At 71.2% G+C, this 21,067-nt stretch carries 18 protein-coding genes; 12 read left to right on the top strand and 6 right to left on the bottom strand.

Annotated elements, in window-relative coordinates; translation table 11 throughout:
- The first annotated feature begins 108 nt into the window (after positions 1-108).
- Positions 109-1,113, top strand: coding sequence for an ABC transporter ATP-binding protein (locus ACFVHO_RS26540; RefSeq protein WP_385719685.1), 1,005 nt, complete (start codon positions 109-111; stop codon positions 1,111-1,113).
- A complete protein-coding gene (locus ACFVHO_RS26535) occupies positions 1,110-1,925 on the top strand; it encodes an ABC transporter ATP-binding protein (RefSeq protein ID WP_385719452.1) in 816 nt (271 codons plus the stop codon). The genes ACFVHO_RS26540 and ACFVHO_RS26535 overlap by 4 nt, the downstream gene beginning before the upstream one ends.
- Before the next feature lie 441 nt (positions 1,926-2,366).
- Here ACFVHO_RS26535 and ACFVHO_RS26530 read toward each other — a convergent pair whose 3' ends face one another.
- On the bottom strand, positions 2,367-2,570 hold the full coding sequence (locus tag ACFVHO_RS26530) for a cold-shock protein (RefSeq protein ID WP_016645643.1): 204 nt from the start codon (positions 2,568-2,570) through the stop codon (positions 2,367-2,369).
- 376 nt (positions 2,571-2,946) lie between these two features.
- Between ACFVHO_RS26530 and ACFVHO_RS26525 the strand changes: the two genes are divergently transcribed.
- Positions 2,947-3,759, top strand: coding sequence for a menaquinone biosynthetic enzyme MqnA/MqnD family protein (locus ACFVHO_RS26525; protein WP_385719682.1), 813 nt, complete (start codon positions 2,947-2,949; stop codon positions 3,757-3,759).
- 92 nt (positions 3,760-3,851) lie between these two features.
- Here the strand turns inward: ACFVHO_RS26525 and ACFVHO_RS26520 are convergent, their stop codons facing one another.
- Positions 3,852-4,868 (bottom strand): alpha/beta hydrolase, encoded by a 1,017-nt coding sequence (locus ACFVHO_RS26520; protein ID WP_385719449.1) that lies wholly within the window; start codon positions 4,866-4,868, stop codon positions 3,852-3,854.
- A 247-nt stretch (positions 4,869-5,115) separates the two neighbouring features.
- On the opposite strand from ACFVHO_RS26520, the gene ACFVHO_RS26515 reads away from it, so the two are divergent.
- Complete coding sequence (locus ACFVHO_RS26515) at positions 5,116-7,014, top strand: serine/threonine-protein kinase (protein ID WP_385719679.1); 1,899 nt, start codon at positions 5,116-5,118, stop codon at positions 7,012-7,014.
- Between the two features lie 159 nt (positions 7,015-7,173).
- A complete protein-coding gene (locus ACFVHO_RS26510) occupies positions 7,174-7,452 on the top strand; it encodes a WXG100 family type VII secretion target (RefSeq protein ID WP_051811534.1) in 279 nt (92 codons plus the stop codon).
- A gap of 130 nt (positions 7,453-7,582) precedes the next feature.
- Here the strand turns inward: ACFVHO_RS26510 and ACFVHO_RS26505 are convergent, their stop codons facing one another.
- Positions 7,583-12,034: an FtsK/SpoIIIE domain-containing protein gene (locus ACFVHO_RS26505; protein ID WP_385719446.1), complete on the bottom strand. Its 4,452-nt coding sequence runs from the start codon at positions 12,032-12,034 to the stop codon at positions 7,583-7,585.
- A 136-nt stretch (positions 12,035-12,170) separates the two neighbouring features.
- Positions 12,171-12,437, bottom strand: coding sequence for a hypothetical protein (locus tag ACFVHO_RS26500; RefSeq protein WP_030363296.1), 267 nt, complete (start codon positions 12,435-12,437; stop codon positions 12,171-12,173).
- A gap of 899 nt (positions 12,438-13,336) precedes the next feature.
- On the opposite strand from ACFVHO_RS26500, the gene ACFVHO_RS26495 reads away from it, so the two are divergent.
- From ACFVHO_RS26495 to ACFVHO_RS26470, 6 genes are all read left to right on the top strand, one after another.
- Positions 13,337-14,149, top strand: coding sequence for a hypothetical protein (locus ACFVHO_RS26495; RefSeq protein ID WP_385719442.1), 813 nt, complete (start codon positions 13,337-13,339; stop codon positions 14,147-14,149).
- Positions 14,150-14,258: 109 nt separating this feature from the next.
- On the top strand, positions 14,259-15,479 hold the full coding sequence (locus ACFVHO_RS26490) for a mucin-2 (RefSeq protein WP_385719440.1): 1,221 nt from the start codon (positions 14,259-14,261) through the stop codon (positions 15,477-15,479).
- A gap of 77 nt (positions 15,480-15,556) precedes the next feature.
- Complete coding sequence (locus tag ACFVHO_RS26485; RefSeq protein ID WP_385719438.1) at positions 15,557-16,153, top strand: hypothetical protein; 597 nt, start codon at positions 15,557-15,559, stop codon at positions 16,151-16,153.
- A gap of 123 nt (positions 16,154-16,276) precedes the next feature.
- Entirely contained in the window at positions 16,277-17,125 is an 849-nt protein-coding gene (locus ACFVHO_RS26480; RefSeq protein WP_385719435.1) for a hypothetical protein, read from the top strand.
- Positions 17,126-17,161: 36 nt separating this feature from the next.
- Entirely contained in the window at positions 17,162-18,457 is a 1,296-nt protein-coding gene (locus tag ACFVHO_RS26475) for a PE-PGRS family protein (RefSeq protein ID WP_385719433.1), read from the top strand.
- 72 nt (positions 18,458-18,529) lie between these two features.
- A complete protein-coding gene (locus ACFVHO_RS26470) occupies positions 18,530-19,138 on the top strand; it encodes a hypothetical protein (RefSeq protein ID WP_385719430.1) in 609 nt (202 codons plus the stop codon).
- Positions 19,139-19,202: 64 nt separating this feature from the next.
- Here the strand turns inward: ACFVHO_RS26470 and ACFVHO_RS26465 are convergent, their stop codons facing one another.
- Together ACFVHO_RS26465 and ACFVHO_RS26460 are read right to left on the bottom strand one after the other, a co-directional pair.
- On the bottom strand, positions 19,203-19,532 hold the full coding sequence (locus tag ACFVHO_RS26465) for a hypothetical protein (RefSeq protein WP_385719427.1): 330 nt from the start codon (positions 19,530-19,532) through the stop codon (positions 19,203-19,205).
- A gap of 171 nt (positions 19,533-19,703) precedes the next feature.
- The gene (locus ACFVHO_RS26460) at positions 19,704-20,171 is read right to left on the bottom strand and encodes a hypothetical protein (RefSeq protein ID WP_385719425.1); all 468 of its coding nucleotides are present in this window, start codon (positions 20,169-20,171) and stop codon (positions 19,704-19,706) included.
- A gap of 190 nt (positions 20,172-20,361) precedes the next feature.
- Here ACFVHO_RS26460 and ACFVHO_RS26455 point away from each other — a divergent pair, with 190 nt between their 5' ends.
- A complete protein-coding gene (locus tag ACFVHO_RS26455; protein WP_385719422.1) occupies positions 20,362-20,994 on the top strand; it encodes an AAA family ATPase in 633 nt (210 codons plus the stop codon).
- Positions 20,995-21,067: the final 73 nt, after the last annotated feature.

Below are 21,067 nucleotides of genomic sequence, written 5' to 3'. Positions count from 1 at the left end.
CCCCAGGCCACGGCGGCGCCCCAGGCCACGGCGGCGCCCGAGGCCGCAGCGGCGCCCGAGCCCGCAGCGGGGCCCGACGCCGCGCCGGAGCCCGGCCCCCTCCTCGAGATCGTGGACCTGACGCTGCGGCTGCCCGGCGCCGCCCGCCCGGTCCTCGACTCGGTGTCCCTCACCGTCGCGCCCGGCGAAGTCGTGGCCCTGGTGGGGGAGTCGGGGTCGGGCAAGTCGACCACGGCGAAGGCCGCCCTCGGGCTCTTCCCGGCCGGGGCGGTGGCCTCCGGTTCCGTACGCTTCGACGGCACCGAGGTCCTCGGCCTCACCGGCGAACGGCTGCGCGCCCACCGCGCCGACGGCGTCGCCCTGGTCCACCAGGACCCGCGGGCCGCCCTCAACCCGGTGCGCCGCGTCGGCGACTTCCTGGTCGAGCGCGGCGCCAGCAGGTCGGAGGCGGTCGAACTGCTCGCCTCCGTGGGCCTTCCGGACCCCGAACGCCGGGTGCGGCAGCGGCCGCACGAGATGTCCGGCGGGATGCTGCAGCGCGTCGCCATCGCGGGTGCCCTCGCGGCCCGCCCGCGGCTGCTCCTCGCCGACGAGGCGACCAGCGCGCTCGACGTCACCACTCAGGCCGACATCCTCGCCCTCCTGCGCACCCTGCGCGCCGAACACGGACTCGGCCTGCTCTTCATCACCCACGACCTGCACCTCGCTGCCGCGTACAGCGACCGCGTGTACGTCATGTACGCGGGCCGCGTCGTCGAGTCCCGTACGGCATCGGCCCTCTTCACCACCCCCGCGCACCCCTACACCCAGGGCCTCCTCACCTGCTCCCCGACCCTGGCCGACACCCCCACCCCTCTCCGCCCCATCCCGGGCCGCCCCCCGTCCCTCTCGGACACCTTCCCGGGCTGCCCCTTCGCCCAGCGCTGCCCGGACGCGCAGCCGACCTGCGAGACCTGGGCCCCGGAACCGGTGCCTCTACCGGCCGGCGGCACGGCGGCATGCGCCCTGGTGAGCGCTGCCTCCAGCGCTGTGGGCAATCGTCCCGCAGGGCGGGACGGGTGGGCACAGCCACAGGCCGACGGTGCCGACATGGACAAGGTGAACCACGCATGAAACCCCACCTGCTGGCAGCAGACAGCCTCAGCAAGACCTACCCCCTGCCCGGCGGCGGCTCCCACCAGGCCGCGGCCGACGTGACCTTCACCGTCCCCCCGGGCGGAGCCCTCGGCATCGTCGGCGAATCCGGCTCCGGCAAGACGACCGTCGCCAGAATGCTGGTCGGCCTGGTCCGCCCGGACCACGGCACGATCACGGTGGCGGGCAGAGCGAGGGCCGACCGCCCCCCGAGGGGCAGGGCGGCCCGCCTGGCCAGGGCGAGGGAGATCCAGATGGTCTTCCAGGACCCCTACGTCTCCCTGGACCCCCGCCTGACGGCAACGCAGTGCCTCCGCACGGCACTGCGCCTGCACGACCGGAGCGAGGCGGCTGCCGCGGAGCTCCTGGACCGGGTGGGCCTCGGCCCGAGGGAGGCGAACGCCCGCCCGAGGGACCTGTCGGGCGGACAGCGCCAGCGCCTGGCCATCGCGCGGGCCCTGGCGGTGGACCCCAGGATCCTGGTCCTGGACGAGGCGGTGGCGGCGCTGGACGTGTCGATCCAGGCCCAGATCCTCCAGCTCCTGGCGGAGATCAGGGCGGAGACGGGGGTGGCGCTGGTGTTCGTGAGCCATGACCTGGCGGTGGTGCGGCACGTGACGGACGAGGTTCTGGTGATGCGCGGGGGCAAGGTCGTGGAGCGAGGCCCGACCCCCCGGGTCCTCTCATCCCCCCAGGACCCGTACACCCGCCTCCTCCTGGCCTCCGTACCCACCGAGGGCTGGGACCCGTCCGCCGCGGCCCACGCCCGGGAGGCCCTGGACCCGACGTAGCCCTCGCGGTGCGCCCCAGTCCCGCCCCTTTCCCGGCTGCGTCAATTTGCGGCTCCGCCGCGCGGGGGGCTGCGCCCCTGGACCCCAGGGGGTGGGTGTCCCGTGCGGGTGGGACGCTCCTCCGCCGAATCGGCGCTCCGCGCCTCGTCCTCAAACGCCGGACGGGCTGAAAACAACTTCGCCGGGGCGGGCTGAAGGCGCACCAGGGCGGGCTGAAGGTGCCGGGCTGTTGGTCTGCTGGTGCAAGTTTGGGCGGGTGGGTGGGAGATAGCCCGTCCGGCGCTTGAGGACGAGGCCGCAGGCCGATCCACGCCCACCACGGCGCCCCCGCCAGCAGAAGGCGCCCCCGCCAGAAAAAGGCAGGAGCCCCGCTGCCTCCACATGACGTGGGGGCGCAGGGCTCCTTGGGTACTGCTTCCGTTCCGGATCAACCCACCGCGATTAGGCGGGGGTGACGTTCTCCGCCTGCGGGCCCTTCGGACCCTGCGTGACGTCGAAGGTCACGGCCTGGTTCTCCTCGAGGGAGCGGAAACCGCTGGCGTTGATCGCGGAGTAGTGAACGAAGACGTCGGGGCCTCCGCCTTCCTGGGCGATGAAACCAAAGCCCTTTTCGGCGTTGAACCACTTCACGGTTCCGGTAGCCATAAGCCCTCCTTGGGCCAAAGGGTTGCCCTGCTCCAGAACCTGCGATTGTTGAAACAACTGCAAAAGTCTGAAAACGACGAGAGCCCGCGGGTCACATGCTCCGCAGGCTCTGTACTGCAAGGGAAACCAAACTGCAACTTGCGGTGAGCTTAGCACGCAGGCACCCGGAAGCAATAGGGATCAAGATCACGTCACCCGGAGGTTTGACGGGATCTTCGGCGGGGTTGACGAAGGGTGCTCCGGGCCCCCGGCGACAGCGTCGCGCCGGGACGGGGCTAGCCTCACCGATGTGGACAATTCTCCCGCTGACACCTCGGACGAGGGGGCCTCGGACGGGGCACCCTCAGCCCGCACCGCGAGGCCGCGCGTCGGCCACATCCAGTTCCTGAACTGCCTGCCCCTGTACTGGGGCCTGGCCAGGACCGGCACCCTGCTCGACTTCGAGCTCACCAAGGACACCCCGGAGAAGCTCAGCGAGCAGCTGGTGCGCGGGGAGCTGGACGTCGCCCCGGTGACCCTCGTCGAGTTCCTGAAGAACGCCGACGACCTCGTCGCCTTCCCGGATCTGGCCGTGGGATGCGACGGCCCGGTGATGTCCTGCGTGATCGTGTCGCAGGTGCCGCTGGACCGCCTGGACGGGGCGCGGGTGGCCCTGGGCTCGACCTCGCGGACGTCCGTGCGCCTCGCGCAGCTGCTGCTCGCGGAGAAGGTCGGCGTACGTCCCGACTACTACTCGTGCCCGCCCGACCTCGGCCTGATGATGCAGGAGGCGGACGCCGCCGTCCTCATCGGTGACGCGGCGCTGCGCGCGAACCTCATCGACGGCCCGCGGCTCGGCCTGGAGGTCCATGACCTGGGCCGGATGTGGAAGGACTGGACGGGCCTGCCGTTCGTCTTCGCGGTGTGGGCGGCGCGACGCGACTACCTGGCGCGCGAGCCGGAGGTCGTACGAGAGGTGCATCAGGCGTTCCTGTCCTCGCGGGACCTGTCCCTGGACGAGGTCGCGAAGGTGTCCGAGCAGGCGGCGCGCTGGGAGGCGTTCGACGCGGGCGTGCTCGAGCGGTACTTCACGACGCTGGACTTCCGCTTCGGCGCGGCGCAGCTCGCGGGTGTGGAGGAGTTCGCGCGGCGCGTCGGTCCCTCGACGGGCTTTCCGGCGGACGTGCGGGTGGAGCTGCTCGGGTCGTAGGGGTAGCCGTAGCCGTATCGGTCCGTAGCCGTATCAGGCCGCGGCCGGGCCCCGGGCCCGGCGCGTGACCCGCCCCCCGGGGCTCCGGCGGGTCACGCGCTCGGCACGGGTGCCTTCATGTGCTCGCTGATCCACTGGATCGGCCCGTCCGCCATCGCGGGCACGTACGAGCGGGCGTTGTGGCCGCCGCCCTGGATGACGTTCAGGCGCGTCTTGACCGGGCCCTTCCCGTACTCCTTCATGAACGCGCGCAGGTTCGCCTGGCCGGATTCCGCCGTTCCGACCTGGAAGGCGATGTCGACCTCGGGGCCGCCGCGCGCGGTCAGGCGCCGGGCGAGCCGTCCCGGGTCGTTGGCGAGCCGCTCGGCCTCGTGGCCCCGCCACAGGGGTGAGTCGGGCACCGTGTCGGGGCCGCTCGCGATGACCGCCCGGAACCGGTCCGGGCGCTTGAGGACCGACTTCAGGCCCACGAATCCGCCCGACGACGAACCCATGAAGGCCCAGCCGTCGCGCGAGTCGAAGGTGCGGAAATTCGCCTTCACGAAATCCGGTACGTCGTCCGTCATCCAGGTGCCCATTCGCGGCTGGCCCGGTATGTCACTTCCGTCGTAATAGAACTTGTCATCGGGATTGAGGACGGGCATCACGACGACGAACGGCAGGCTCTTTCCCTGTCGCGACCACTTGGCGATGGAGCTCTCCAACTTCAGGTCCGTGCCCATCCAATAGTTATTGGGGTAGCCGGGGCCGCCGGGCAGTGCGATGAGAACCGGGAAGCCGCTGTGCGCGTACTTCGGGTCGAAGTATTGCTTGGGTGCCCAGACCCATACCTTTCCGGTGAACCCCGACTTCTTGCCGTGCAGGGTCGTCACGCCGATCTTGGTGCCGTCCTCCAGCGTGCTTTCCGTGGTGAAGTCCGCGCGCGGTCCCGTCGGCATGCGGCTGCCGTCGGCCTTCGCTCGCTGGGTGGCGCCCGTGTCCCCGGAGGCCGACGCCTTCGGGTTGTCGAACCTGACCGGCTCGGGCTTCTCGGACGAGCAGCCGGTGAGGGCGGCCGCGGCCAGTGCGGCGGCCGTGAGGGCGGCGATGCGGGTCGGGCGGCGGTTCATGGCGCTCCAGAAGGTCAGGGAGTTGTAGAGCTAGGGCGTCCAGGGAGACGTACGCGGGCAATCCGGTCATTTACGGATGGATAGATGGCGTCGGGGCGCGCGGCGTTCCCGTCCGCGCGCCCGTGTGTCCCACCGCATTACGCTGGCCGTCGACACGGGCACGCGGCGGACACCGGCGGACGCCGGAGGCACACACCGGCGGCGCCGTGTGGGCATGCGATCAGCGCGTCTGGGGGAGGCCTTCGCCATGCACCCGCTCGAAGCGGACGAACCCGCCGTCATCGGCCCCTACCGGCTGCTGGGACGCCTCGGCGCCGGCGGCATGGGACGCGTCTACCTGGGCCGCAGCGCGGGCGGCCGCACCGTCGCCGTGAAGGTCGTCCACCCGCACTTCGCCCTCGACGAGGAGTTCCGAGCCCGCTTCCGGCGCGAGGTCGACGCGGCGCGGCGGGTCGGCGGCGACTGGACCGCCCCCGTCATCGAGGCCGACCCGGAGGCTTCGGTGCCCTGGGTGGCGACGGCGTACGCGGCCGGTCCCTCCCTGACCGAGGCCGTGCGGGACGGCGGCGCGCTGCCCGAGCACTCCGTCCGCGTCCTCGGCGCTGGCCTGGCCGAGGCCCTCGCGCACGTCCACGGCCTCGGCCTGGTCCACCGCGACGTGAAGCCGTCCAACGTCCTGCTCACCATGGACGGGCCCCGCCTCATCGACTTCGGCATCGCCCGCGCCACCGACGGCACCGCGTCCCTCACCTCCACGGGCGTCTCCATCGGCTCGCCCGGCTACATGTCCCCCGAGCAGATCCTCGGCAAGGGCGTCACCGGCGCCGCCGACGTCTTCTCGCTCGGCGCCGTCCTCGTCTACGCGGCGACCGCGGGCACCCCCTTCCCCGGCGACTCCTCCGCCGCCCTGCTCTACAAGGTCGTCCACGAGGAGCCCGAACTCGGCTCCCTCACCGGCGACTTCCGCGACCTGGTGGCCGCCTGCCTCGCCAAGGACCCCGCCGCCCGCCCCGCCCCCGCCGCCCTGGCCCGCCACCTCGCCCCCGAGGGCGCGGCCCCGCTGGTGGCCGCGGGCTGGCTGCCCGGGGCCGTGGTGGAACGCGTGAGCCGGAGCGCGGTGCGGCTGCTCGACCTTGAGGTGGACCACGCAGGGGGCGCGGAGGGCTTGCCCGGCTCGGGCGGCTCGGGCGGCGCCCCGGTGCCGCTGTCGGGGCCGGTGCCGTTCACGGGGGCGGGGTCCGGGGCGGGGGTGTTCGGGCCGCCGGACGCGTCGTACGGGAGGGGGCCGGAGGGTTCGTACGGGCAGGGGCCGGAGGCTGCGTATGGGCAGGGACCGGAGGGTTTGTACGGGCAGGGAGGTGCCTCGACGCCGTCAGTGCCGTCAGTGCCGTCAGTGCCGTCAGTGCCGTCAGTGCCGTCAGCACCGCCGACGCCCCCGGGCCCTTCGGTGCCGTCGGCCGCGTACGCGGGGAACCACGCGGGGAGCGGCGCCTCGGCGGCGCACGGCGGCGAGACGCCCGCCGCGACCGACGCGGGGCCGTCCGACGCGGCGCCCACCGGTGGCCTCTCGCTCTCCGTGGCGGCGACCTCGGCGCCCGCGCGGCCCGACGGCCGGGGGCGCAGGGTGAGTTGCACGGTCGCGCTCGCGGTGGCGGGGGCGCTCGCGGCGGTCACGGTGGGGTCGGTGTTCGTGTTCAACCTGCTGCCGGGGGGCGACGGCGGCGGCGCCAATGACTCGGCGGGGCGGCCGCCGAGCGCGACGGGGGGCGCGGGGGACCCGCAGACCGAGGGTGCCGTGCCCGCGCGCTACGTCGGCAAGTGGCGCGGCAAGGCGTCGGCGCGCGACGGCCTCGTACCGCTCGGCACGTTCGACGTGACCGTGCGCCAGGTGCCGAAGGTGGGGGACCGCATCGGCGCGGTGACGCAGACGGACCTCATCGGCGACAAGTGCGTGGACAACCTGACCCTGAAGTCGGCCTCGGCCAAGGAACTCGTCGCCACCGGCGTCGGCGACAAGTCCAACCCGGACCAGTGCTCCCAGGCCGCCCACACGGTGCGGTTGCGACCGGTCGGCTCCGATCTGCAGTACACCTCCGAGGACCCGAAGGCGGGGGATCCGGCGGCTCGGCTTGCGAAGGTCGGGTGAGGGCCGGGGGGACATATGTGCACCTGAAGGGCTATGGGGGATTAGTCGTTGGGTGGGAATTGGGGGGAACTCGGGGGCGGTAAACCTGGGATTGACAGGTGCGGTAGCGTCCCACGTGGCAGTTGAGATTCTTTACTTTCGTGATACGGGGAGGTACCGATGGCTGACGACATCGACCGCGGTGCAAAACTCGAGAAGCTCCAGAAGCTGTACGAGGCGTTCCAGAAGAAGGAGGGCGAGGTCCGCGACCTCATCCACCTCCTGGACGGCCAGGCCAACGACAGCCACGGCTTCTGGAAGGGTCCGGGCGCCGACCGGTTCCGTGACGACTGGCGTGAGTTCAAGCCGCAGTTGAACCGCCTCGCGGACTCGCTGGGCGACGCCTACAAGTCGGCCAAGAACAGCCACGACCGGATCGAGCAGGCGACGTCGGTCTGACGTCGTTCTCGTCTGAAGTGGCGCTCTGACGCCGCGGTACGCGCGTGAGGGGGGCCACCGGCAACGGTGGCCCCCCTCACGTGTGTTCTGGCTCGCGCCATTAGGCGCCCGTCGTTCGGGCCCCTGTCGTTCAGGCGTCGAGGATCGCCTGTACGGGCATCATCTGCCCGCCGCGCACGAGGATGCCGCGGCCCGTGGGCCCGCCGCCGGAGCCGGTCGGCACCCGGACGTTGAACAGCTCGCCGTCCGACGCGCTCTGCGGGGCCAGGATCAGCCCCTGGCGGGAACGGCGCGCCTCGACCACGAAGCCGCGGTACTGCGAGCTGAGGGTGTCCGTGGCGCCCGCCGCGATGACCGCGATGCCGCCGTCCCTGCCGTTCTGCGCGACCTCCTCCAACGGCCGGTCCAGGGGGCCGTCGTAGAGCATGTCCGCGTCGTCGGCCACGACGGCGTACTTGCCGTCGGCGCGCTCGACCAGGTCCTTCAGGTCGCGTTCCGAGCTGTCGGCGGTCAGCACGCCGAGCACCCCGGCCTCGCCCTCCAGCGATCGCAACGGCGAACGGCGGGGCGTGACGAGGATCAGCGGCACCTGGCTCGCGAGCAGGGTGCGCGCGGCCACGAGGAGCGCCGTGGAGCGACCCGACTTGGGCGGTCCGGCGATCACGAAGCCGGGGCCCGACTCCTCCAGGTCGATGCCGATCGGCTCCAGTTCGTCGCCGCCGACGCAGAACAGCGCCCACAGCGGCGACGGCGGCACGAACGCCGGGTCGAGGGAGCGGGTCTGCTCCAGCGTGATGCGCATGGGCAGCTCGTCCACGCGCAGCGGGCGGCGGTCGCGCGAGGGCGTCGGGTGCCTGCGCTGCGCCTCCTGGGCGATCTCGCGCAGCGCGGCGACCTGGGCCTGGCCGGACGGGTCCGGGGCCAGGAGGGCGATCTGGCTCTCCTGGACGCCGTGGTCGGTCAGGCGGAGGGCGCGCCCGGACGGCATCTCCTTGGGCACCTCACGGGCCGAAAGGCCCGCCAGGGAGTACTCGTTGGCGTCCGTGAGCCGAAGGATCAGCTTGTCGGCGAACGACGGTGAGATCTGCCCGCTGAAGCCGCTGCGGTCTGCGGTCATGACGACCTTGACGCCGACTGCTGCGCCCTCCCGGAAGATCTTCACGATCATGTCGACGAGCCGGCCGTAGTCGATGCTCTCCAGGGCCGCGACATAGCCCTCCCAGTTGTCGACGAGCAGCACCATCCACGGCAGCCGGTCCGCGGGCGCGGCGGTGGCCCGCTGCTCGGCCGCGCTGGACAGGCCCTCCAAGGCGAGGAACTGCTGGCGCCGGGAGATCTCGGCGGAGAGCCGGTCGAGCAGGCGGCGCACCCGGTCGGGCTGGTCGCGGGTGACGATGGCGCCGCAGTGCGGCAGATTGGCCAGCGGGAGCAGGGCGTTGGCGCCGCAGTCGATGCCGTACATGTGCACGTCGGCGGGCGAGGTGTCGCGGGCCAGGGAACCGGCGAGGCTGCGCAGCGCCGTGGACCGGCCCGAGCGCGCGCCACCGGCCAGCATGATGTGCTCGCCGTGCACCAGGTCGAGCGCGAGGGGCGTGCGGCGCTGCTGCGAGGGCAGGTCGGTGAGGCCGATGCGGATGGGCGCCACCTCGTCGGCCGCGCGCGGCTGCTCTTCCGGCGCGTCCGGCAGGTCGCCCAGCCACAGCAGGTCGGGCAGCGGGGGCAGCCACGGGCTGCGCTGCTCGCCGAAGCCCATGAGTTCGGCGCCCTCGCGGATGGCGCCGACCAGCACGCTCAGGTCCGTGACCAGCGTGCCGTCGTCGTCGTTCGTGGCGAGCCGGGGCGCCGGGCGGCCGAACGCGGCCCAGTCCACGGGGAACGCGGTCGCCTTCGGCCGGTCGGAGTCGTTGCTGGGCCTGCGGCCACCGATGCGCGCCGACTGCACGGCCACCAGGGACTGCGCCCCGGACCGTACGTAGGCGCGTCCTGGTGTGGACTTGGCGATGGCGCCCGCGTCCGGCGCGTCGATCACGTCGGAGGACTCGCCGCCGTCGGTCACGCGCAGGGCGATGCGGAGGTTGGTGTTGGCGCGGATGTCGGCGCTCACCACACCGGCGGGCCGCTGGGTGGCCAGGATGAGGTGGACGCCGAGGGAGCGGCCGCGGCGGGCGATGTCGACGAGGCCCGCGATGAAGTCGGGGAGCTCGGCGACGAGGGACGCGAACTCGTCGATGATCAGGACGAGCCGGGGCATCGGCTCCAGTTCGGGTCGGATCTTGCGGGTGTCGTTGTAGTCCTCGAGGTCCTTGGTGCCCGTGTCGAAGAGGATCTCCTCGCGCCGCTTCAGCTCGGCGGCGAGCGAGGCGAGGGCGCGCTCGGTGAGGTGGGCGTCGAGGTCGCTGACCATGCCGACGGTGTGCGGCAGTTGGGCGCAGTCCTGGAAGGCGCTGCCGCCCTTGTAGTCGATGAGGACGAAGTTCAGGGCGTCGGGGCGGTTGGCGAGCGCGAGCGAGGCGATGATCGTCTGCAGGAGTTCGGACTTGCCCGCGCCGGTGGTGCCCGCGACCAGGGCGTGCGGCCCGTCCTTGCGGATGTCCAGGGTGAAGACGCCGTCGGCGGCGATGCCGATGGGCACCGAGGTGGTGGAGCCGCCCTGCCGCCAGATCTTGGCGACGTCCGCGCCCGCCGGGTCCGGCATGCCGAGCAGCGAGAGCAGGCGCGCCGCCGTCGGCAGGGCGGCGTCGGCGTCGTCCTGGCTCACGTCGCGCACCGGTGCCAGGGACCGCGTCACCAGCTCGCACCACGCGCCGGACACCTGGTCGGCCAGGACGTCACCGATGTCCTCCAGGCCGCCGCCGCTGATCCGTACGTGGCTCGGCCGGTCCGGCAGCCCGATGACGGCCGCCTTGCACTCCTCCGGAAGCAGCCGGTCGTCCTCGTCGACGCAGATCGCGAAGATGCCGTGCTGCGGGCCCTCCTGGAGCAGCTGCGGCACACCGGGCATCCGCCGCAGCAGCCGGGCCCCGTCCAGGACGACCAGCGTGAACGGGTCAGGGCGCAGCCGGTTGGAGGCCCCGAAGTCGGACGAGCTGGCCTTGCGGCGCTCCAGCTCGGCCTGCAGTTCGTGGATGCGGCGGCCGACCAGCTCGGGCTCCGCGCCGACCAGGGACAGACAGTCCTGGCCGCTCTGGGGCGCCGTGTGCGGCAGCCAGTGCGCCCAGTCCCAGGCGTCCTTGGCATCGGGGGCGGCGGAGAGCACGACGAGGGAGAGGTCGCGCGGGCTGTGCAGGCCGGTGGCCTGGGCGAGCAGCCAGCGGGCGACGGCGAGGCCGAGGCGGCGCTCACCGGCCACGCCGATCACGCCGAGCTCGGGGAGCGGCAGGACCACGGGGACGTCGGCGATGAGGGGCGGCTCCGGCGGGTCGTCGAAGCTGCTGCCCTTGGCGGCCCGCAGCTCGATCTCGGCGGGCTGTTCGGCGAGGCCGACCCGCAGCTGCAGCACGTCGGGGTCGACGAGGCGCCGCTCCCACAGGCGGCGGCGGGGGCCGGTCGCGTACAGGAGGAGTTCCGCCGGGTCGGGGTGCGCGGCGCGGCGGGCCCGCTGGTCGGCCTTGCCGAGCTCGATCACCTGCGCGTCGAACTCGACGAGCGCGCGCTGGTACTCCTTCACTTCCTGCTTGTACTTCTTGCGCGTGTGGCGGGCCTCGCTGAACCAGTAGCCGAGCATCATCAGCGGGCTCATGGCGCAGAAGAGCAGTGTGTAGACCTGCCTGGTCATGAAGTACATCGTCAGACCGAACAGGGCGGGGATGAAGGAAGTGATCAACTGCAGCCGCGGACCCTCGCCCTTGACGGGCTCGGCGGGCACGGCGAGCCGGGGGCGGTGCCGCAGCGGCGAGAAGCGGGGCGGGCGGTTGTAGGCGTAGCCGCCGTCGTCCGTCGGCGCCAGGTGCGCGTCCGGCGCCTCGGCCTCGGCCAGGACGAGCCGGGTGTCGCCGACGCGGATGAGCTGGCCCACGGGCCAGGGGCAGTCGGTGGCGACGGGTGAGTCGTCGAGGACGAGGGGTACACCGTCCTGCGGATGCAGCGTCACCTCGCCGCCGACGTTCACCGACAGGCGCAGCGCGAGGGCGGGGACGGACGGGTCGGCCACGGGGAGCGTGCAGGTGGGGGCGGAGCCGACGCTCACCGTGCCCGCCTGGACGCGGGTGATGCGGCCGGTGTCCGGGCCGCCGCACACCCGCAGCTCGTACCGTCCCGCGGGCTCGCCCGCCCGCAGGAACGGCCCGATGGAGTCGTCCGTGGTGACGCGCACGCCGTCGCGCAGTGCGGAGGACGCGGGGGCCGCGGGGTCGTGCTGTGTCCCGTCCACCCACAGGCTCGGGGTGCGCCCCGCCCCCGGCGCCTTGGGCGCGCCGGGGGCGACTCCGAGCGTCCCGGGGAAGCGTCCCGTGACCACATTGCTGGAGTCGGCCGCGACCGTGAGGCAGGCCGCGGCGTCGGCGACCGTCGCGTCCTCCTCGACGGCCAGGAACACGTCCTGCGCCGCCGCGCCCTCCCGCACGACGGTCACCATTACCCGCATACCGACAAATTCCTCTCGGCCTCAGCCCACACTCACCACAAACGCGACAGAGCGACGCGCGAAATCCCGCGCGCCCTGACTCGCCCCTGCTTACCCTTGCTTATCCCTGCTCGCCCTTGCTCGCCCGCACTCGCCCTTACTTGTCCTTCTTGGGATCCTTGGCGTCCTTGACGGCCTGGTCGCATTGCCGGGCCACTTCACGCAGCGCCTCGGCGACGTTCTCGCATTTGGTCTTCCAGCCCCCCAAGTCGCCGCGCACATCGTCCGCGTGCGGCCCGGCCCACTGCTTCATCTGCTTCGTCGAGAAGTCACGCGTGGCCTTCGGGAGATCCTCGATATGATCCGCGAGGCTACGCAACTGCCCAGCCCTTTTGGCCTGTTCCTGCAGCTCTGGATCCGCCACCGCGACTACCTCCCCGTTGGACTGCCGATACCGGCCTGCCGGGCGAGGCGGGGGCACCCCCCGGATCACCCGGGACCGAAGTGAAACCTGGTACGAGAGTACTCAGGGGGCCTCGACGGTGTCGAAGAGCGGGCGCGCAGAACGCGTGGGTGCACGACTTCTTTGCGGCATTTGCCGCTTTACGTCCGGGCGTTGTCGAACCTGAAGCCGCCAAGGGTGCTGTGACGCATGGGAGAAATGAATGACGGATGCCGGGCTCTCTTTTGATCTTCCACGTGTGGAGCCCGCGGCCGAGCTCAGATTTCGCGACCGGGTCTACTGGTGGATCGGGGACGTCGGCGGGCTGGGTGCCGTGGAACTTGCCCATCCGGCGAGGGAAGTCCTGACACGGGACGATTGCCAGGGCCTGATGGGGGGCGGCGGTCCGCGGTGACAGCATCCCCCCGTCCAGTTACAAAGGCATGGCGTACGGGGCCATTGGGCGGCCGCGCTTGGCGAGGGGAACGTTGACCGTCGCCGGGCAGGTGGCGGACTTCTCCAGGAACCCGTGGGCGCGAAGCAGGCATGGCCGTGCTCGCGGTCCGGTTGGGCGAAGCCGCAGAGCATCTGCGGGGCGACATATGGAGCGTCGGACTCCATTGACCTGAGTCTTGCCATTCTTCTCGAAGGTGTCTATACGCGAAATCTCTCGCTGGGCGGAGCATTGATTTCTGGTCCGGGCAGGGTCACGGACCGCCTTCTGGGCTGAACCGATACCGATGTGTTGCCTGCTTTGGTGGGCTTGACCTGATATCGCCGTTGGCGGAACTGTGACCCCTGTGGATAGCGTCAATCCGTCGGACGAGTCCGAAAACCGTATGCCTGAGGTTCAGCAGTACCGAGGTTCAGAGGAGTAGAGAATGCCTGCGATGGATCCGGCCCGACGGCGACTGCGTCTCGCGGACGCGCACATCAGTGTGCTGGGACTCCTGGTGGAGGAGGGTGAGGTTCCGGACGAGCTGGCGCAGGCGCGGGCGGAGTTGCGGGACGCGGGGATCCTGGACGCGGACGAGAAGATCTCGGCGGAGCTGTATCCGCTGGTGTCGACGCTGATGGAGCCGCACGTCATCGCCCGGGTGGAGATGACGGGACCGCAGGGCGTGTCGACCAGCGGCGCGGTGGTCGGCAACGACTTCGTCTTCGCGCACGAGGGCTGGCCGGGCGAGGAGGAGTCGGAGTACGTACCGGTGGAGCCGGAGATGCTCGTCTTCGCGCTGTCGCGGATGGTCGATCTGCACAAGGGACCCGCCGACATCACGGACGACGCCGAGGGCGGCGAAGAGATCGTCTCGACGATGGGCGTCCTCGACGCCGTACTCGACCGGATGGAGTCCGAGGGGCACGAGGAGCACGAGGCCATCGCCGAGGCGGTGGGTGCCCCGGCCCGCCTGGCCGAGGTCCTGTCGCATCTGAACTGCATGTGGCGGATGACCGTGGCCTGGCCCGGCGGCGAGGACGTCCCCGACGGCCTCGGCGTCTCCGCGCTCGCCGTGTGGGACTGCGGCCTGGAGGGCTACTGGGTCCGGGAGGCACCGGCCGAGCCGGTCCGCGAGGGGCAGGTGGACGAGAGCAGCGAGCTGAAGGTGCGCCGCGTCACCGCGAAGGAGATCTGGGAGCGGATCACGGACCTCCTGCCCGATCAGGACCAGCTCCTCGTCGACCCGGCCGCGTAGGCCCGGCGGTCGTCCGAATGCAAGCCGAAGCGGTCACCCGTAGGGAAGCCGCACCAGCAAACGCGATGCAGTCAGGTTGGACTCAGGGGGACAAGTGACGGACAGCTCCATGCGCTTGGCCAAGCCGGCGGATCTCGAACAGCTGGCGAAGCTGATCGACGGCAAGGGCAACTTGCAGGACCGCCTGGACGAGGCCTTCACGCGCGCCTCGACGCTCGGCGTACGGGACAAGCTCGCCCCGATCAACCCGATGACGTCCTGGGTGACGAAGACGGCCCCCGACCTGCGCAGGCGCGCGGCCATCATCCGGGCGGGGGACGGCGACCCGCTCGCCGCCGCCCTGTACGCGGGCTTCACGCCGGAGCAGCTGAAGGACGCGAACCTGCCGCCGGACATCATGCTCATCGCGAACGCCTCGGTGGCCAACGGCGGGAAGTTCGACCCCAGTTGGCTGAAGAAGGGCGAGCACGAGACCCTCAGTGACTGGGTCACCCGCATCAAGGGCGAGGCCGTCGCGAAGGTCACGGGCAACGAGAACCTGGGTGAAGTCGTCAGCGACTACATCGAGTTGACGGCGTTCGCCTCCACGGTCCCCGGGGCCTTCAAGGTGGCGGCCGCCGGCACGCTGGGCCTCTACAAGTACTTCAAGAAGGGCGAGTTCCTGAAGGCGCCCGGAACGACGCTGGCGCAGATCCTGAAGGGCAAGGCGCCGAGCTACATTCCGTCCGGCATCGCCCGGCAGGGCGCCGCGATCGGCGCCAGGACACCGTCGGCCATCCTCAACGTCCTGACGGGAGCGGACAACTACGCCGCCCTCGCCGGCAAGCAGTGGGCATGGGAAGCCAGCCTCCTCAAGGTCGGCAAGAACGCGGCAGCTCTGAAGACGGCCACGGGTGGCAGCCGCCTCGCGGCCTTCGCGTCCGGTGCGAGCGCGGCGGCGAAGACCTCCGGCTGGTGGCGCGCCACCGGCATCGCCGGCAGCATCGCCGCCACCGGTATCGGCGCCTTCGACCTCGTCCAGCAGGGCAACCCCATCGAGGCCTTCAAGAGGGACAAGGCCGGATACATATCGGACGTCTCCGGCGTGGCCTTCAACGCCTCCCTCACCGCCGCCATGATCGCGCCCAACCCGGTGACCATCGGCGCCGCCGCGGTCACGGGCGTCGTGTACGGCGTCTCGTCCGTGATCGACAACTGGGACAAGGTCAAACAGTTCCCGGGCAAGGTCGCCGAGGCCGGGACGTGGGCGAAGAACAAGGTCGGCGAAGGGGTGAACAAGGTCAAGGAGGGCGGCAAGAAACTTTTGAAGTCGCTCAATCCGTTCGGTTAACGCGGTCACCCGGCCGCGGTGCGATGACGTGGCCCGGTGTCGAGCGGCCGCGGCACAGGGAAGTGGGGAAGGTCGGAATGGTGAGTGGCGGGTTCTCCTTCGAGCTGCGGCGCGGTGAGCCGACGGGCCAGGTCAGGCTCCGCGACCGGGTCTACTGGTGGACCGGCGAGGTCGGCAACCTGGGAGGCGTCGAGCTGGCCTACCCGGCCCGCGAGGTGGTGCCCGTGGCCGACCAGGGGCAGTACGTCGGCACGGCCGTACGCGGCGACAGCATTCCGCCGTCCACCTTCCAGGGCCTCGGCTACACCGTGCAGCCACGCCTGGCCCGCGGTGTGCTGACCGTCGCGGGCCAGACCGCGACGTACTCGCGCAGCGCGTGGAGCACCGACAGACGGGGCCGGGCCCTGCGGATCGCGGCGCTCGGGCGGGAGTACACGTACCGCGAGGAGAGCGACAAGAGGCATCACACGCTGGAGCGCGCCGGTGCCTCCGTTGCGATGACGCGCTCCGGCTGGAAGAACCCGAAGACCATCTCCGGCACCACCGCCGGGGCGACGGACTCGGTGGACCTGAGCCTGGCGATCCTCCTCGAGGGCGTCTACACCCGCAACTTGTCACTGGGCGGAGCGATGATCTCCGCTCCCGGAAGGATCTTCTCCCGCGTCGGTTCCTGAGCGCGCCCGCCCGGCCTGACAAGGGCCGCCCGCACCCCGGTCGGCCCATGCTCCGTCTCGCCCCCGGACGCCGCACCCACCCCGCCATCAGGGACGGGACCCGCGCAAGCGAGACTGAGGGGCATGCCTTCACTCGACAGCTCCCGCGGCCGCTTCAAGTTCGCCGACCGCCACATCGCCGTCTTCGCCCACCTCCTGGAGAAGGAGACCCCGCCCGCCGAGCTGCGCCACTCCCTCGGTGAGCTTCAGCAAATCGGTCTTGTGGGCGCAGAGGGCGAACTCTCCCCGCTGCTCCTGGAGTTCCTCACCACCCTCGCCCGGCCCCTTGTGATGATCCAGGCCGAGGTGACCGGTCAGCACGGCACCCTCGTGCACGGTCTGGTCGTGGGGCAGGACGCCGTGTACTCCCACGACGCGTGGCCCGGCGAGGAGGAGTCGGAGTACGTACCGATCGAGCCGAAGACCCTGGTGTGGGAGCTGGCCCGGAAGGTGAAGCTGCGCCGGGGAGAGCAGGACGAGTCGGAGTTCGCGGGCGTCACCGAGATCACCACGACGATGGGCGCGCTCGACGCGGTGTTCGCCGCGCTGGAGAGCGGCGGGAGCGACGACGTGGACGCGGCGAAGGCCACGGCCGTCTCCGCCCTTGCCGCGGCGAGCGACCTCACCGACCCCGAGCTGACCGCCCTCGTCGAGCTCACCCTCTCCCTGGACGCGACGTGGCGCGTGACCACGGCCTGGGGCGACGAGCGCACGCAGGCGGCTGGCGAGTCGGTGCGCAGCATCGCCGTGTGGGACTGCGGCGCGCACGGGCACTGGCTGCGGGTGGAGCCGGCGGAGCCCGTCCAGGAGGGGCAGGTGGGCCCCGAGAGCACGCTGCGGCTCGTCCGCTCCAGCGCCGGTGAGGTCTGGGACAAGCTCGCCGACCTGCTGCCGGACAAGGCGGAGCTGGTCGGGGCCGGGGCGTCGGCCTAGTACTCGTAGTCGCGCTCGCACTCAGGGGGATGAGAAATGCGAAACGTCAATCCGGACGACCTGGACCAGCTCGCCAAGCTCATGGACGGCAAGGGCGGTCTGGCGGACAAACTGGACGAGGCCTTCACGCGCGCCTCGACGCTCGGTGTCACCGACAAGCTGGGCCCCATCAAGCCGATGCGGACCTGGGTCACCACGACCCCGCCCGACCTGCGCAAGCGCGCGACGCTCGTCCGCGGCGAGCAGCTCTTCGAACGCGGCCACCGGGAGACGTACAGCGACTGGCTGGCGCGGATCGAGGCGTACTACCTCGCCAAGGTGCCCGGTCTGAAGGACCTCGGCGAGAAGGACATCGAGAAGTTCATCAAGACGACCATGGAGGTCACCGGGGCCGTCAAGATCGGCGGCCTGACGCTGGCCGCGAGCCTCGGCATGGCGAACGTCTTCCTCAAGAACTCCTGGAAGCAGGGCCTGCTGCGGGCGGCCGTCGAGTCCTCCTGGATGAGCCGCCCCGGGACCTTCCGCGCCATGATGCAGCGCGGTCTGCTCCGCATCCCCGCCGGCGAGCTGCGATCCCTCGCCGCCCCGGGCAGCTGGCTGCCGGGGCAGCTGGGCAACTTCTTCACGCGCAGCAGGCTCTATCAGCAGGCCAGCCGGGTCCCGTTCACGGCGGGGCTGCGGGCGGACCTCCTTGGGCGGGGCTGGGACGCGTTCCGCGCCCTGCCGGGGGTGCGCTCACCGCTCGTCACCCGGGGCATCAACTTCCTGGTCGGCTCCGACGCGCTTGCGGCCCGGTACGGCGGCGCGACGCACTCCGGGGCGTTGGTGGCGCGCTCCGGTCAGGCCAGCCTGCTGCGCATCGGGCGCTCAGCCGCGTACTTCCAGCGGCTCAACAACGCCCGCCCTTCGATCATCGCGGCGGGCAAGACGGCCTCCCCGTTCCTCAAGGGCCTCAGCACGGCGAGCAAGGCGGGCGGCTTCCTGCGCGTCGCCGGGGTCGGTGCCAGCGCCATATCCACCGGCGTCAGCGCGGCCAACGTCTGGGCGCAGGGGAATCCCGTCGAGGCGTTCAAGAAGAAGGGTGCCGGATATGTCGCGGATGTGGCGGAGGTCGGCTTCAACGCGTCCCTGACGGCGGCGATGGTCGCGCCCAACCCGTTCACCATCGGGGCCACGGTGGTCACCGGCGTTGTCTACGGCGGGGCGAAGGTCGTCGAGCACTGGGACGACATCAAGGAAGGTGCGGGCAAGGCCAAGGACTGGGTCGGGGACAAGGCGAAGGACTTCGGGAAGAGCGTGGCGAAGTCGAAGTTGAATCCCATGAACTGGTAGCCGCGAGAGTGAACCGGACCGCGCGAGCGGCGGCGAGCACGTGCTCCACTCAGTGCTTCACAATGAGGAATCATGTCGGAATTTCAATTTGAGCTGGAGTGGTACCGGGGCAAGAAGCTGCCCGGCCACGCCGCGAAGGTGCACGGGCTGACCGGGACGGTGGGCTCCTTCGGGGACGTCACCGTGGAGGTCGAATGGCGCAAGCCCGGCCTCAAGGGCGGTCACCGGCAGTACGAGACGCGGCTGCACGGGGAGCGGATGCCCGACGTGGTGTTCCGGACCGTGGGCCCCGCCAGGCCGAACCTGCGGAACGCCCGGTTCGACGTGGCGGGTGAGCGCGTACCGCTCGAATTCAACGCGAAGGCGCTCCGGAACAAGGCGCGGGCGCTGCGGATGACGTGCCAGGGGCGGTCGTACGCGTACGTGGTGACGGGCTTCGAGCGTGGGGCGGTGCTGAGCCGCCCCGGGGTGGAGATCACCATGACCCGCGGCAAGAACCCGCGGGGCAAGGGACACGGCAGCTTCGGCACCGTGACGGGCGAGGCGGACGCGGACGCGCTGGACCTGGCGCTCGCGATCGTCTTCGAGCACATCGAGACGCGTGAACTCACGGCGTCGGACCGGGTGTTCGGGCTGGTCGGCAAGGTGCTCGACCCGCGACCCGAGGAGTCCAGCCACTAGCCGGTGCCCGGCCCGGGAGCCGGAACCGGCCGGCAGCTGGACTCGTGGCCTCACCCCGGCGGCCTCAGCACAACGGCAGCCCGTCGAACTGCGCCGCCAGCCCCCGCTTGGTCTTGAACTTCTGCCCGGGCTTGAGGGTGTTGCAGCCGGAGTCGGGGGCGAAGGACCAGCGGACCTTGACCCGCTTCGTCGACGAGCACTTGTTCGTGACGTACGCGGTCTGCGAGATGATCCCCTTGTCGACCTTGACCTTGACGCACGAGGGGGCGGCGGCGCGCGCCTGGGCCGGTGCGGCGTGGGCCGTGCCGGTCATGGCGAGCACGGCGAGGCTGGTGGCCCCGACGGCTATGGACCGCTTTGCGAGCGAAAGCGTGCGCAACTCGATGTCTCCCATCAATGAACGGGTCCCGGGCCGCCGCCCGCCCCTTCCAGGGAAGGGGCATCCACGGCAGCGCACCGGACTTGGCACCGCCCGACTCTACTGGCCGGTTTCCGCCACGCTTGGGCCGCTCCCCGAGTCCTTCCCTGAATCGCTCTCCGGGCTGGTTCTCGACTGCCGGTGATATCAGTACTGCGGGGGCAGAGTGACCGGGTGCAGCGGTGCGGACAGGGCGTGCAGGAATGCGGCGCGGTCGCGGGTGGCGACGGTGAGGAATTCCCCGCGCCGGGTGGCGATGACCACGGTGTCCATGCCCATCGGCACGCCCCAGGCGCCGCCCATGAGCCGGGGGTTGGCGCTGGGGAGCTGGCCCTGGGCTGCGGCGCGGACCGACGCGGGGTCGATGTCCGTCAGCGGCAGCCGCTCGCGGCCGACGCGCAGGGTGGCGGCGTCGATCTCGATGCGGTGGTAGATCCGCTTCGATATCGGTACGGCGAGGCACGGCAGCAGCAACAGGAGGAACAGCCCGGAAACGCCGAGCCAGACACCGAAGTCATCGGGAAGAGTTTGCACCCCCATGTAGCCAATTCCAGCCAGATACACACCGATGCACACACCGGACCAGGTCTTGGGGGATTTCTCGACGTACGTCACGTTTCATTCCTTGTCGGGTCCGGCTTGGAGATAATGCGCCACGGCGATCCGACGCTACTCAAACGGCCTGCGGTTTCGCCAGAGCGAACGGCGTGAACGGCGTGAACGGCGTGAACGCGAGGCGACGGTCGGCCCGACGCCGACCCTGGGCACCAACCCCGGACGCCGACGTGGGCGTACCGTCACCCCCATGCTTCTCTGGCTCAACGGCCCCTTCGGTGGCGGCAAGACGCAGACCGCGTTCGAGATCCAGCGGCGGCTGCCCGGGAGTGTGGTGTGCGACCCGGAGCACGTCGGGTTCGGGCTGCACCGGATGATGCCGTCCGCGTTGCGCGGTGACTTCCAGGATCTGCCGGTGTGGCGGCAGGCGGTGTACGACGTGCTGGATCTGGCGCTGGCCAAGCACGAGGGGACCGTGATCGTTCCGATGACGGTCGTCGAGCCCGCGTACTTCCAGGAGACCGTCGGGCGGCTGCGTGAACGCGGGCATGACGTCAGGCACTTCGCGCTGCTCGCGGATCGGCGCACCGTCCTGAAGAGGCTGCGCGAGCGCGGGCTCGGGCACGTCGTGCGGGTCGTCGGCGGCCGTGACGCCCCGCTGCGGCGCGAGAGCTTCGCCGTCTCGAAGCTCGACCTGTGCCTGGAGCGGCTGCGGGAGCCGGAGTTCGCCGAGCAGATGTGGACGGACCATGTCTCCGTCGCACGGAGCGCCGACCGGATCGCCGCGTCCGCGGGGCTCACCCTCGCGCCGAACACGGACAGCGCTGCGCGGGGGCGGATCCGGCGGGTGTGGACCGGGGTCAAGCACATGCGGTTCGACTGAGCGGCGGTTCCAGTACGACACTCTCGCCTCGAAGTGCCCGGACCCGGCCCGCCCGGCTCAGGCAGGACGAGCC

Source organism: Streptomyces sp. NPDC127108 (assembly GCF_042677545.1).
In the GTDB taxonomy this organism is placed as follows: Bacteria; Actinomycetota; Actinomycetes; order Streptomycetales; family Streptomycetaceae; genus Streptomyces.
Note: the sequence above shows the minus strand (reverse complement) of the source record. Positions and strands in the feature narration are given on the sequence as shown.